Annotated in this window: 13 protein-coding genes; 4 read left to right on the forward strand and 9 right to left on the reverse strand. The window is 45.6% G+C overall.

Annotated features, from left to right (window positions below; translation table 11 throughout):
- Positions 1-52 precede the first annotated feature (52 nt).
- Both QUA13_RS06515 and QUA13_RS06520 read right to left on the reverse strand, forming a co-directional pair.
- The gene (locus QUA13_RS06515; RefSeq protein ID WP_333197522.1) at positions 53-400 is read right to left on the reverse strand and encodes a DUF433 domain-containing protein; all 348 of its coding nucleotides are present in this window, start codon (positions 398-400) and stop codon (positions 53-55) included.
- 62 nt (positions 401-462) lie between these two features.
- Complete coding sequence (locus tag QUA13_RS06520; RefSeq protein WP_172184328.1) at positions 463-1,353, reverse strand: ion channel; 891 nt, start codon at positions 1,351-1,353, stop codon at positions 463-465.
- A gap of 112 nt (positions 1,354-1,465) precedes the next feature.
- Here QUA13_RS06520 and QUA13_RS06525 point away from each other — a divergent pair, with 112 nt between their 5' ends.
- Complete coding sequence (locus tag QUA13_RS06525; protein WP_333197527.1) at positions 1,466-1,786, forward strand: hypothetical protein; 321 nt, start codon at positions 1,466-1,468, stop codon at positions 1,784-1,786.
- 359 nt (positions 1,787-2,145) lie between these two features.
- Here QUA13_RS06525 and QUA13_RS06530 read toward each other — a convergent pair whose 3' ends face one another.
- The 5 genes from QUA13_RS06530 to QUA13_RS06550 all read right to left on the reverse strand — a co-directional run bounded on the left by QUA13_RS06530 (position 2,146) and on the right by QUA13_RS06550 (position 6,688).
- Positions 2,146-3,471: a hypothetical protein gene (locus QUA13_RS06530; RefSeq protein WP_333197571.1), complete on the reverse strand. Its 1,326-nt coding sequence runs from the start codon at positions 3,469-3,471 to the stop codon at positions 2,146-2,148.
- A 191-nt stretch (positions 3,472-3,662) separates the two neighbouring features.
- On the reverse strand, positions 3,663-3,812 hold the full coding sequence (locus QUA13_RS06535) for a hypothetical protein (protein ID WP_333197529.1): 150 nt from the start codon (positions 3,810-3,812) through the stop codon (positions 3,663-3,665).
- 214 nt (positions 3,813-4,026) lie between these two features.
- Positions 4,027-4,548: a hypothetical protein gene (locus QUA13_RS06540; protein ID WP_333193290.1), complete on the reverse strand. Its 522-nt coding sequence runs from the start codon at positions 4,546-4,548 to the stop codon at positions 4,027-4,029.
- Positions 4,549-4,831: 283 nt separating this feature from the next.
- A complete protein-coding gene (locus QUA13_RS06545; RefSeq protein WP_172184314.1) occupies positions 4,832-5,185 on the reverse strand; it encodes a hypothetical protein in 354 nt (117 codons plus the stop codon).
- A 402-nt stretch (positions 5,186-5,587) separates the two neighbouring features.
- The gene (locus QUA13_RS06550; protein WP_333197530.1) at positions 5,588-6,688 is read right to left on the reverse strand and encodes a saccharopine dehydrogenase NADP-binding domain-containing protein; all 1,101 of its coding nucleotides are present in this window, start codon (positions 6,686-6,688) and stop codon (positions 5,588-5,590) included.
- Positions 6,689-6,998: 310 nt separating this feature from the next.
- Here QUA13_RS06550 and QUA13_RS06555 point away from each other — a divergent pair, with 310 nt between their 5' ends.
- Both QUA13_RS06555 and QUA13_RS06560 read left to right on the forward strand, forming a co-directional pair.
- The gene (locus QUA13_RS06555; RefSeq protein ID WP_333193299.1) at positions 6,999-7,223 is read left to right on the forward strand and encodes a polymorphic toxin type 34 domain-containing protein; all 225 of its coding nucleotides are present in this window, start codon (positions 6,999-7,001) and stop codon (positions 7,221-7,223) included.
- Positions 7,224-7,415: 192 nt separating this feature from the next.
- Positions 7,416-8,216, forward strand: a complete 801-nt coding sequence (locus QUA13_RS06560; protein ID WP_333197532.1) for a HEAT repeat domain-containing protein — start codon at positions 7,416-7,418, stop codon at positions 8,214-8,216.
- Positions 8,217-8,288: 72 nt separating this feature from the next.
- On the opposite strand, the gene crtO is transcribed toward QUA13_RS06560, so the two are convergent.
- Both crtO and QUA13_RS06570 read right to left on the reverse strand, forming a co-directional pair.
- Positions 8,289-9,986 carry a beta-carotene ketolase CrtO gene (crtO, locus tag QUA13_RS06565; RefSeq protein ID WP_333197533.1) on the reverse strand — a complete coding sequence of 566 codons (1,698 nt, stop codon included), beginning with the start codon at positions 9,984-9,986 and terminating at the stop codon, positions 8,289-8,291.
- Positions 9,987-10,446: 460 nt separating this feature from the next.
- The gene (locus QUA13_RS06570; RefSeq protein ID WP_333197535.1) at positions 10,447-11,547 is read right to left on the reverse strand and encodes a tetratricopeptide repeat protein; all 1,101 of its coding nucleotides are present in this window, start codon (positions 11,545-11,547) and stop codon (positions 10,447-10,449) included.
- A 150-nt stretch (positions 11,548-11,697) separates the two neighbouring features.
- On the opposite strand from QUA13_RS06570, the gene QUA13_RS06575 reads away from it, so the two are divergent.
- Positions 11,698-12,024, forward strand: a complete 327-nt coding sequence (locus QUA13_RS06575; RefSeq protein WP_172184303.1) for a YbjQ family protein — start codon at positions 11,698-11,700, stop codon at positions 12,022-12,024.
- Positions 12,025-12,112: the final 88 nt, after the last annotated feature.

A 12,112-nucleotide genomic window follows, 5' to 3' on the forward strand; every position in this document is an offset into this window, starting at 1 on the left:
ACATCTCAGTTTTAATGCTTTGTGCGATCGCGGTATAAATATCTGCCACTGTTTATGCCTCTTCCTGTTCTCTAATTGCTATTTCAATCTCATCAGAATATGCCTCAGCATAAGCCCAAGCATTCGCCAAATCAGCGGCACGCAGAGTCGGATAGTCTTCTAGGAGTTCAGCTTCAGAAATACCTAAACGGCGAGCATTCACCAGCACCCAAACAGGAATTCGCGTTTGTCTGATGCAAGCATCGCCACCGCACACGCCGGGAGTCTTTTGAATTCCCGACCAAAATTTTCTTAAACTTTGGGCTAGTAATTCTATAGCTTGAGCCTTCTCTTCGGGAGTTAAAGCTAAGAGTTGCGGTTGCAATTCTTTCAGTGTCGTATTTGCAGTTATTGAGTTCATAAATATTAACTTTTTTTTGCCATACAGGTATTCTAGCACTGGTGGCTAAATCAAAACTTTCATTAAACAGGCTTCACATCGTGAAACCGAGTATAATCAACCACCCGGCCTCCCGTCGCCGATTTCAAAATAATATCTACAAACCGCATATTCCACAGAATTTCCGACGCCACAAAAGAATGTCGCGCGTGAATAGTTTGCGAAACAGTTTCGTCAATTCCTGTTAACGTAATTACAATTTCCGCTTGCTGTTCCATCAAGTCTTTGGCAGTAAGTTGGTACAAAGGACTGCTCTCGTCAATTGGGTGCATAACCGTCCAAGTTAATGCAAAAATCGGAGAGTGACTCCGCATCAATTGCAAATCGTAAAAACGCCGCATAAATTCTCCTTCCGATGTTACCTCGTCGCGGATCAAAGTAGCTCGCTGCTGCGCTTCTAAAATCTGGTTGAAACGCTGATTTGCCGTGCGGTACATCAGAGTCGGAACGCCGTTGAAAGGAGCGATTACAGCTACACGGCTGAAGATAACTCTAGCTGTTGGTCGAGAAAATCTAGCAAAAGCCAGTCCCGTCACCATTGCCACTCCCCACAAAGCAAAAAGCGCTTGGATCGCAACTATAGTATTAGCGTAATCATTGCGCGGATACATGGCGCCGTAGCCGATCGTCGCCATTGTTTGCACGCTGAAATAAAAGGCATCTTTGAAAGAACCCGGTCGCGCGTTAGCAATGCAATCTCCTCCCGCCAAGTAAGCTAAGGCAAATAAAGAATTCGTGACTGTATACGACAGACAAATGAGTATGAAAAATCGCGGCCAAGAAAGAATTAGCAGCCTGTGGTAGAGGTCGGCAAAATGCAGGCGAGGTACTCCCAACTTGACAATATTTAAGGAGAATTGTCCTTTGCGGCTGACTAAACGAGCTTGTGGCTGGCGGTTGCGGTAAATTTTCATTGCGATTTGTAACTGCGGCTGTTTCAATTTGTAACTATTGCTTTGAGCGGGAAAACTTATCCTTTAGACTGATGTCTGATTCCAAAAATGCGGATAAAAGCGGAGTTTAGAAATGGTTGAGCTTAACTGGCATGACTATGTCGTTATGGTTTCTTTTGTGGCTTCTATTGCGGGTCTAGTCCTGCTGGGTGATAATCGCAACTCGCGGCCAACGGACGATCGCACTTTGAGCGAGGAAATCCTAATCAAGATGAGCTTTACTTACTGGATAGTGTACTGCATCTCTTTTTTCGGGCTGAAACTTCACCTACCAGAAGATAGCTGGTTATTGGTCAGTTTGAAGCTGACTACGGTTCTTTCTTACTTGTTGACCGCTTCTAGCATACTCAGCCTGCCGCTGCAACGCATGGCTGTCCGACAAGTTGAAGATTAAAAAAAAGGCGTTTGTAGTGAGGACTTCAGTTCTGTCGATCGCGGTGAAGAAAAACTAAAGTCCTGACTGCAAAGCTAATTGAGTTATATTACCGGGCAATCAGCTCACAGTTAGCTGTGAGCTTGTTTAATTTTTTATGATGTTAGAGATGCAGACTAACGCGCCCAAAATGGCTAGGGTCGATCGCACTCGTACTTGAAATTGTCATTCTGTTCCTGCCTTCCTTTGGTTGCGGAAATCTCAATGAGTATCAGTTGGCGAAGCGGGCGCGTTAGCGCATAGCATTAGGTAGAATTGGTGAGCCACCTACACTGTAGGCGATAGCAAAGCCTGTAGGGGTATGTCACGAACTTCATTGCTCAGGATTTAAAGCCTTTAGAGCTTTTCTTTTTCTCCTGCGGTTTGGACTTTGACTTATTAACTTCGCCTAAAGCTTCCTGAAATAAGTTGTGCAGGTGCAAGGGAACGCTGGCAATTTCCGGGAGTTCGGGTTCTAAGGGTTTTTTAAACTCTTGCAGCAGGGCATCTAAATCGCGATCTAGCTGAAAATCTGGGCGTTGCAATACAGTTTGCAAAATTTGTTCTAATTTCGCTGGATTAACTTTCGCTAACCGCTGGAAAATCCAGACATTAATTGCAGGATCTTCTAGATAGTTGCGAACCAGCTTTTCGTAACCGGGAACGGTTGAAAAGTCTTCGGCTGATAGCATTGCAGTAAATTGAGCGTAAGTAGACAAAAAGGTTTGTCCCCAGCGAGGATGAGAAAGTGCTGTCACCTGTTCGGCTTTCTTGAAGCGATCGGGCAATTCGACTTTCGGGATTACCATTTTTGAGTGAGGATCGCCATCGATCGCGACCTCAACTGAAGAAGGATCTGCACCGGCTGCTGCTATAGCTGCTGCTTTAATTTCTTCTGCATCGACTCCGGCATCTTCAACGATATCCGCCAGAGATTTACTTTGATCGATCCCGATATCAGCTAGGCGTTTTTTAGTCATTAATTCCTGAAATTCAGCCAACTGTTTATTCAGGTGATATCCCGATTGCGTCACTTCATCGGTGCCAAAAAATTCGGTAAAATCTTCGTGGTACTGTTCTACAGACTGCCAAGCTTGCTCTAACAATTCCGGCGCATCGCTGTACAAATTCTTTTTGTGATTTTGCTTGAAATTGCCGATCGCCACCGCCAACTTCGGCTTGCCCAATTTCCCCATCGGTATCGGAGGGCCTGAGAGTATCCACCAGTCATCGGTAAGAGGAGCGATCCGAGCCCGCAAGATTTCTCCTAACTTAAAGCGAGACATTTCTTGCAGGAAATTAGTGCTGTTGGGCTTAACAGCGTAGTGCTTTGCCGTCAGCCAGTTCGTCAGTTCAAAGCTGTCAGGGGAAAGCTGAGTGATTTCAAATAAGCCGGTGAAGCTTCTGTGGCGCCAACTTTCTAGCAAGCTGCGATCGCTCTGGGTTAAATCCGGCTGACTTTCGACAAATAGGTCGATCGGCGTTTTCTCCCCGACTTTACCTTCAACTGTAAAACTGTCAATCACTTGATTTTGCTGAGCAATGTCGTAGCGCTCGCCGGTCGATCGAGCAGCCGCAAAAGCTTCCAAAGCTACCGCTAACTCTCCCTCAGCATCCAGCACAAAGTCAATTAAATTTTGCTTGAGTGTCCAAGCTCTTTCCAGCATTTCATCCACAATTTATACCGATTTTGAATCAGAGGATTTAGATTAACAATTATCGGATTTGAGGCCACGAACGCTTTCACGCTCCGGCTGCGGCTAATGTGCATCGCGAACAATGACAGAAATATGCGATCGATGCCTCAGTCCTGAATTAGTTTAATTTTAAGGCTAACAGTCAAAAAAAAATGCCCATCTCAAACAGAAGCATCCCGATTTTGTACACAGCGTTTTTTAGGAGTGCGATCGTTTCCCACAGCAAAGCCTCTATATCTCGCTCCGTACTCTGCGGCTCGTACTCCTGTGAAATAAAAATCGTGCTTAAAAATGCGATTTCCACGGAGCATAAAAATACCCTCCCCGATGTAGAGAGGGGCTGAAAATCCCCAAAAACTTAGCTAAACTCGCGTTAAAAATAGTCCCAGGTATCAACAACAGTCCAAGACGCAGCAACCGGGTTTTTTTATCAAAACACTTCGCTGCATTCCCCACCAGGGGTAAAAAACCCGAAACGCTGGAGTTTGTGTGCGTCCCAGACTGAGAAATACTTGGCGTCAGCCCTTAGCGGCCGTCTTTGTCAATGTCGCCAGGAACAGCGCGTTCCACGCGATCCCAAGCGTCGCGCGTGGCGTGCTTCGCTTTTTCCCAAGCCACATTAGACTTACCGCGATTTGTTTCGTAGTCGCGCTGCAAATCGTTTTCGCTCTCGTTGAAGCTCTTACCAGTACCGGCATAGCGGCTGTATCCCTCATAACCGGTGCGGTATGCAGGCTGATAGTCGTCGTAAGTCGCGCCCGTGTCCACGTAAGGACGGGAACTGTAGTTAGTTTGCCAGTAAGCCTCTTCTACCGTGGGGTCGATCGCCTCTGCCACACCTTTGCCGGCCAAACCGCCGCCAAACGCACCCACAACAGCGCCGACAACTGCTCCTACAGGCCCGCCGATCGCACCGCCGATCGCAGCACCCGCAGCACCCGCACTCGCTGCACCAATACCCGTTCCTACTGGATGAGCCCCTTTTTCCCCGGAAAGCGGGTCGAGGTTAGCATCAGGTTCATGTACCGTTTTTTTGTCATCGCTCATGATATTTATTTCCTTTATGTAACTGTAGTTATTATTAAATTTACCTTTTAAATTAATATCTATTCATCTGCCTTAAGGATGAACCTGCTAGCTCAAATAAACAGGGGAACCACAAAACCCTTTTGAACGCAAAAAGTGGTTTGACACGCTCCTCTAACGCGGTAAGGTGCGCATTGCGCACCTTACATAATTAGTTTCAAGTGAGTCCTGAGCTCGGCTCAATTGTATACTCACCGAAGGTCAGTATTTACCAGGCACTTGGGTGAGATAGAAAACTGTAGATTTAGTCCTTGCCCGTGACTTTTTCGATCAAACCTTCAGCTTTTTGAACTATGTTTTCTTGCGGGTGTTCTCCCTTGTACTCCTGTAAGCTTTCGTCGTAAGCTTTCTCGGCCTTTGCAGGGTTTTGAGAGGTTTTGACTATTTCATCGTAAGCTGCTTGGGGATTGAGATCCTCGAAACTTTCTGCGGGGTCAGTAATTTTAGCTTCTTGCGGCGCGTGACTCTTGTCTTGACCTGCGTAAGCAGCCTGACTGGGTACTACCGCTAGACCTAGCAGACCAATGAAAGCCAGCGTACAGACCAGCAAAATGCTTTGGCTCAATGTTTGTCCGAGAGCTTTTAAAACCCGCTTCATATCAACTTCTCCTGGTATTTTTCCGCAAAAATTATGGTGTTTGTCACCCCTTCACTGCGATCGCACATTTCATAATTTAGCGATCGGGGCAACTTTTGTTGCAAGTGCTGCGCCCTGAGACAGCGAAAAGGGATATTTACCGTGTTGTGAAATATATTAAACTCCTGCTCGTTAAGTTTACTTCTACCAAAAGATAGATTAGTTCGCTCCGCTCCTAAATAGAAGATTCCTTACATCAGCTACCATGCTCAGTCACAGGCTAGGATTGCCCGTTCCACAACAAATAACCTTTCTGGGATCGCAGATCCAAAAGCCTGTAATTATGAAAGCCTGATTGAGGTTGCTACGCCATTTCAGTTATTCGCAACTCGACAAACATCCCAACGCATTTCAAGCCAAAAGTTACAAAGATTCTTGATTGATCTTCAGGTTGCGGCTCTGCATTGCTTGTTCAAATAATTCGGTAGAAAGAGCTTGCTCTACCGACCAAACGCCCGGTTTTTCCAGTTTTCCTTCTAACATTAATTGAGCTATGCTACCAGTACCGATGCCCGTAGCGGCGGCAGCATTTGGGTGTACCGCTGTCGAGCAAACTTTAGCGGGTTGACCGTTTTTGAGACCGCTCACTTGCGATCGCACTGCGACACCAACCCCACTAAAACTATTAGTAACACTGGTCATCCCGTAACTGACGTAGGAGAGAAATTCAATAACTCCGTTATTTTTGAGCCAGCTAGCCGGCCAATACTTGGCAACAAACCAGGTAAGGTGATTGTAAAGGTCGGGAGACGTACCAAATTTAGTCACAACGGATTTAACGGGGAAAGTTTCGGGCAAAGTGATTGCTTCCGGCATATCGAACCAGTAAACCCCTGTTTTGCCGTAGGGTGTGGGAAATTCAATTGTTTCGCGATCGCTGTAGGGTTTTACTTGCTGCCACTTGCGATCGGCCCACACCTCAAAAGGAGTTTGCAAGCCTAAAAAAGTAGTTCTCATGACGGTAACGCCAGCACCGCCAGAACCTCCGACTACATAAGTCAAATGGATGTGTTCTGCTTCATCTAATTGTTCCACATCTCGGCGCACCATGCTGTTAGAAACACCTGGAAAAATTCCAGTGTTAATAATAGCAGTAATCCCAGCATTTTTAGCGGTTTCGCGCAATTCTAAAGCCTTGCGAGTAAAACTGCGGCTGTCACTGACATCAGTATAATTAACACCTGCTTCGATGCAAGTTTTCAGCACGCCGGCGTCTCGGTAGTGAAAAGGCCCCGCACAGTGAACGACAAGATTAGACTCTGAAACTGCTTTTTGCAGGGCTGCACTGTCCGCTAAATCAAAAGTTTGGTACTGCACCCGATCCGGCGGCAATCCCGGCCCAATAGAGGCTTCAGAGTTGCGTCCGGTAACGGTAATTTCTGCGTCGGTATGGGTAACAAGGTCTTGGGCAACGCTGCTGCCAATTCGTCCTCGGCCCCCGACAATCAAAACTCGGTTTGCCATCGCTCAAAAAAGGGTAACGCTAATCTGAGTTTCTATATTTTCGCGTAGAACTTGCATCTGCACAAAGGATGAATTTGTGATAACTCATATCTTGCACCCATGTCCATAACCCCACAGGGGCGGGGAAAACCAATAAATCAAACTAATTGCAGACAAGTTCAATAAAGCCCCACCCAAGTTTAAAATCCATTGACAAGGTTTGGATGTCTGAGTTAGACTATAAGAATATGAACAGTCCCTAATATTTTTAATACTCCCTTATAATAAACCAAAAATTAACTCCCTTATAATAAACCAAAAATTAAACACTATGACAGCAGAAGGTAATGTAGCTGATACGGGTATTGTAGAAGAAGCTAAGCAACTCATCGCAGAAAAAAAAGCCTCAAATATGCCTGAAGCACTCGAAATATTGAAACAGCAAGCTAAACGCGATAAAGATAAAGAAAAAATGGAAAAAATTAAAAGAACCCAGAAAGCCTTTGGTGAGAGACATAGCCGATCCAGCGGCAAAAAGAAGAAGACCAAAAGGTAAGCTGCTCAAAGAAAGATCTCCCAAAATTAGTCTGCAATTAGTGTAGTACCACGAAATTCAGAGAGTTTTGGGGGATGTCGAATTACTCACACTTAGTCATTTTGATACTTGCGTAATGCCATTCAATCTAACTGACTAAGTGTGAAAATAACCTAGGCTGGAAGCACTAAAATTTAGGGAGGTGCAAAAATTATGGATAAGCTGACAACTGAAACACTGCTAGATTATTGCGATTCAGATGATTATACCCTGCAAACAGAAGCATTGATACAGCTTGTAGATGCAGAAGTTTATGAAGCTGTACCGAAGATATTAAGATTGCTAAAATCCGCCGATGAATCAATTAGAGCTGAGGCAGCCGAGGCATTAGGTTATCTCGGTTCAGAGGAAGTAGAGACAGTTGGCCTTGCATTAATGCCTTTGCTAAACGATCCAGAAGAACTGGTTAGGTCTGAAACAGTGGAGGCACTGGGAGAACTTGGTTATAGTCCTGCCGTTGTACCGATAGAATATATTCTCAGACATGACCCTTCAGCACTGGTTCGCGCATCAGCAGCAGAAACTCTTGGATATTTAGAAGAACCATCAGCTATAGAAACTCTGGAGCTTTCACTGCTTGATGTTGATGAAGATAAAGCAGTTAGAGGGTATGCTGCTAATTCGATCGGGCTTTTAGGTACGCCGCAGCTATTGCCAAAACTTGAAGAGTATCTAAAATTAGAGCTTCCTTTATCAATAAAAGCTGAATTGCTGGGAGCGAGGTACTGGTTGGGCGCGAAAGAAGATATCGAGAAGCTATTGAGTTTGTTGGATAATGCTGATGAACATTTAGCAATGATCATCCTAAATATTTTAACAGATTTGACCGAACGGGAGGAGCAGCCAACATTGGCGAAAGATGCTCCCAATTTAGAAAGGGTATTGAGGGCGATCGCAAATCGTTTTCCATTCACAGGGAATCAACCAGAAAAAATTCTCGCACTCACAGACTGATAAATGAATACAAACAAACGCAGATGTGATTCATCTGCGTTTATCTGCGTTCATCTGCGCTTGCTAAAAATCTTACTTCTCATTACTCCGAAATACCGACTTACCCTTCGCTTTCAGAGTATTAGCCGCATCTGCTAAAGTCTGCGCGAAAGGCTGCTGCGAGTGCATGAAAACGCGAGCGGTATTGCGTCCCGGCATACCCGAAATCGAGCCGCCGGGATGAGTTCCCGCCCCTGTGAGAAACAAACCGTCGATCGGCGTTTTGTAATTCGCCAACTCCGGTAAAGGACGGAAAAATATCATTTGATCTAGCGTCATATCAACGTGATAATAATTTCCCTTCAAAGCGCCCAAACGCTCTCCCAATTCCGCCGGACTTTCCACGTGGCGGCCGATAATTGCATTTTTGATATTTGGCGCGTATTCGGCTAATTTATCAATGCAGCGATCGGCAACTTTGTTTTTCAGCTCATCCGTCCAACCCGTACCGTGCTGGCCAGTTCCTTCAGCATTTTCGATCATGTAAGGAGCAAAAAATTCAATCCAAGCCGTATGATGTCCGGGGGGAGCCATTGACGGGTCTAGTACCGTCGGAAACACCACATACATCGATGGGTCTGAGTCGGGAATTCTGCCAATTGAAGGGTCGCTGTGAGCGATTTCAACGTGTCTCACCGAGTCTGCAATTAAAACCGAACCGATTAAATATTCGTCCCGATGATTCCAGCGCTCAAACTTGGGCATTTCATTGAGAGCTAAGTCTATTTTGAGAATAGTCTCGTTGTTGTTAACAATTTTGCGCTCCAATCTTTCCCGCAAATTCGGGTCAGCAGCATCGACATCGCTATCATCCATTAAATGCAGAAACAAGCGCTTCGCATCAATATTAGAAATGACACCTTTTGTAGCGCGGTATTCCGTGCCGTTGGCAACACGAACTCCCACAGCGCGACCGTCATCAATTAATATTTTTTCGACGTGCTGGTCGGTAAGTACCACACCCGAGTAACTTTTCACTACACTAAGCAGCGCTTGCACTAATGCACCCGTCCCTCCGCGCGGTCTTGCCATGCCGGGATTGTGCCTCATTGCCAGCATAATTGCGCCTACAGCCAGAGTTTTTTGCGAAGGAGGCGCGCCGAGTTCTGCGGCGAATCTTGCTAGGGGTGCTTTGATAAATTCCTCGTCAAACCACTCGTTGAGAAGGTCTTCAGCGCTGGTGAGCATCGTGCGAACAAAGTCCAGCGTTTTGTCGGGGGAACCGATGACTGACAATAAATCTTTGATCTTTGCAATATCGTAGTTGCCCAGAATATCTATGATGGATTTTGGTGGCGCATTAAACATCGGAACCATTGCACCTAAAGCCCGCTGCCAAAAGTCTGTATATTCGGCATATTTTTTAGCATCGCGCTCGTTGTAGCGGGCAATTTCAGCACAAGTTTTTTCTACAGATTTGTGCGCTAAGAAATATTTGCCGTCGGGATGCGGACAAAAGGCAACTGGATCGCAGAAAAGATATTCTAAACCATGTTTTTCCAGTTCTAATTCTTCTACAACTGGCCCTAAATGGATAAATTCGTGGTCGATCGCGCACATATTGAATTTAAAATCCGGCAATTCGGGAATCGCAGCTTCAGTAGTTGCCGCGCCGCCGGGAACTGAACGTTTTTCTAACAACAGGACGGTATATCCAGCTTTGAGGAGATAAGAGGCGCAGACCAGTCCGTTGTGACCTGCTCCTATGATAATCACGTCATACGTTTGCATAGATGAAGCTCTGGGGATAGGATATTTTGCTTATTTTACAAATGTTAACAACTTGGCAGTCTCTATCAATAGAAATAGATTCACCTTCAGTAAGCTGTTTTAGCATCTTACAAAAGATGGAGTTTTTACCAAATGCTACTGTGCGATCCCGCTTATTTCCTCTTGAATTTACAGAGCGATAGCCATGCTAAACTCGCGACCATATTATACTGCATTTAGCTGCGTTTATCTGCGAATTATAAAAAAATAAAACAAAGGAAGGAAAAAGGAAGAAGGAAGAGGAAATAGGGAATAGGGAATAGGGAATAGAAACAGTTTTGAGATTGATTCCTTCCTCCCAACGCTGCGATTGGAAGGAGTGAAGCCTTAAGAAAATTACTTGATCAACACTCAAAACTGCTAGCAAATTACCAATTGGTAATTACCAATTGCCAATTACCAATTAGTACATTGAGAAATATTACTTTAGTTCCCGCAATGCTGCCTCAGCTTTTTCTGCACCATCATTGTTGCCTTGCTGGCGGTATGTGTCGAGGGCTTGTTGAAAAGCTTCAATTGCTTCGGATTTGCGATCGCGCGCTTTGAGTGCCGTACCCATATTGTAATAAGCTTCTGCCCGGTCTGGATCGAGCTGAATCACTCGGCGAAAAGTGTTAATCGCTCCTAAAAAATCTTGTTTTTCCAGTTGAATTTCCCCGATTCCTGCGTGTGCTGCCACTAAATTTGGTCGCACAGCAATAGCCCGCTGATAAGCTATCAGTGCTCCGTCGAAGTCGTTTTGAGCCTTGAGAAGTTCGCCAATTTCTAACTGCACTTCTGGATTCCGGGGTTCCAATTTGGCAGCTTCTTCAAAAGCTGCTAGTCCTTCGGAAGCGTGGCCACTCCGCAGCAAAGCAGTACCTAATTTTAACTGGACGCTGGGCTGTTTGGGAGCGAGTTCTGCTGCTTCTTGGAGTACGGTAACTGCACTGGCAAAATTTCCTTGTTGTATCAATACTAAGCCCATAGAAGAATAAGCTTGCCAACTTTTCGGATCGAGGGCGATCGCCTCTTGGTATGCTTTAAAAGAACCGCTGTAATCTTTTTGCTGAAAGAGTACCACTCCCAGACCGATCCGGGCATTGACATTTTTGCGATCGAGCACAGCGGCGCGGCGGTAAGCAGCGGCTGCTGCGGGATAGTTTTGCAAATTCGCCATAGCATATCCTAAGGCGTATTGGAAGTCAGCATTGTTCGGTTCGAGACTGATCGCTTGTTGGTAAAATTCCACTGAGGCTTGATAGTTGCCCTGACGCGCTTCTAAATAGCCAATACCAGAAAAAATGCGGGGGTTTTCCCTATCTAAACGTGCCGCTTCCTGATAAATGGCGATCGCCTTACTGTAGTCTCCTAAATCTACCAACTCGCGCCCTTGTCGCAGCAGAGCATCTAAATTTGAATTTTTTTGAGGGTTGACTTCAACTGACGTTTCTGCTGAGAGTGCTATCTGCGGCGCTGCAACAGCGAGTCCCGCTACCAAAAGCGTACTGAATACCAAGAGACTTTGTTTGTGCACGGCCATTTGTTTCAAAGAGTGTGTGGAATTAAAGAGCGAATTGCTGCCAGCTTGCCAAGCTGACAACTTATGGTTTACCAGGAATTTTTGAGTGGCGAGATGTAGTAAATCTACAGAACAAGACCCACTCAAAATTTTCGTGATTGAGGCCAACTGATGATTGTAACAACAACTGATATCATCCAAGGAGCAGAAATTCAATCTTACCTGGGAATTGTAACTGCTGAGGTGGTTTACGGCACCAACGCCCTGCGAGATTTCTTCGCGGGCATTCGCGACATCATCGGCGGGCGCACCGGCAGTTACGAGGAAGTGTTTCTCAAAGGACAGCGAGATGCCCTCGCGGAACTCGAAAAACGGGCTCAGCGCCTGGGCGCTAATGCCGTAATCGGCGTGGAAGTTGACACCGGCACGATTAATGTAGACTCGAGCGGAGCTTTGCTGCTGATTACTGCCGTTGGAACGGCTGTAAGATTGCGTTAAGCTGTCTTTCCTGTATACGTCCACGAACTTTTCTAACTGGATAAAATAGTTATCGGTCATCAGTCATCTGTCATCTGTCATTAGTGGC

The organism is Microcoleus sp. S28C3, from assembly GCF_036700785.1.
GTDB lineage: Bacteria > Cyanobacteriota > Cyanobacteriia > Cyanobacteriales > Microcoleaceae > Microcoleus > Microcoleus asticus.

Excerpts from the sequence above, each read along its gene's own strand:
- QUA13_RS06515 (WP_333197522.1), bottom strand. The coding sequence starts at position 400 with ATGAACTCAATAACTGCAAATACGACACTGAAAGAATTGCAACCGCAA.
- QUA13_RS06520 (WP_172184328.1), bottom strand. The coding sequence starts at position 1,353 with ATGAAAATTTACCGCAACCGCCAGCCACAAGCTCGTTTAGTCAGCCGC.
- QUA13_RS06525 (WP_333197527.1), top strand. The coding sequence starts at position 1,466 with ATGGTTGAGCTTAACTGGCATGACTATGTCGTTATGGTTTCTTTTGTG.
- QUA13_RS06530 (WP_333197571.1), bottom strand. The coding sequence starts at position 3,471 with ATGCTGGAAAGAGCTTGGACACTCAAGCAAAATTTAATTGACTTTGTG.
- QUA13_RS06535 (WP_333197529.1), bottom strand. The coding sequence starts at position 3,812 with ATGCTCCGTGGAAATCGCATTTTTAAGCACGATTTTTATTTCACAGGA.
- QUA13_RS06540 (WP_333193290.1), bottom strand. The coding sequence starts at position 4,548 with ATGAGCGATGACAAAAAAACGGTACATGAACCTGATGCTAACCTCGAC.
- QUA13_RS06545 (WP_172184314.1), bottom strand. The coding sequence starts at position 5,185 with ATGAAGCGGGTTTTAAAAGCTCTCGGACAAACATTGAGCCAAAGCATT.
- QUA13_RS06550 (WP_333197530.1), bottom strand. The coding sequence starts at position 6,688 with ATGGCAAACCGAGTTTTGATTGTCGGGGGCCGAGGACGAATTGGCAGC.
- QUA13_RS06555 (WP_333193299.1), top strand. The coding sequence starts at position 6,999 with ATGACAGCAGAAGGTAATGTAGCTGATACGGGTATTGTAGAAGAAGCT.
- QUA13_RS06560 (WP_333197532.1), top strand. The coding sequence starts at position 7,416 with ATGGATAAGCTGACAACTGAAACACTGCTAGATTATTGCGATTCAGAT.
- crtO (WP_333197533.1), bottom strand. The coding sequence starts at position 9,986 with ATGCAAACGTATGACGTGATTATCATAGGAGCAGGTCACAACGGACTG.
- QUA13_RS06570 (WP_333197535.1), bottom strand. The coding sequence starts at position 11,547 with ATGGCCGTGCACAAACAAAGTCTCTTGGTATTCAGTACGCTTTTGGTA.
- QUA13_RS06575 (WP_172184303.1), top strand. The coding sequence starts at position 11,698 with ATGATTGTAACAACAACTGATATCATCCAAGGAGCAGAAATTCAATCT.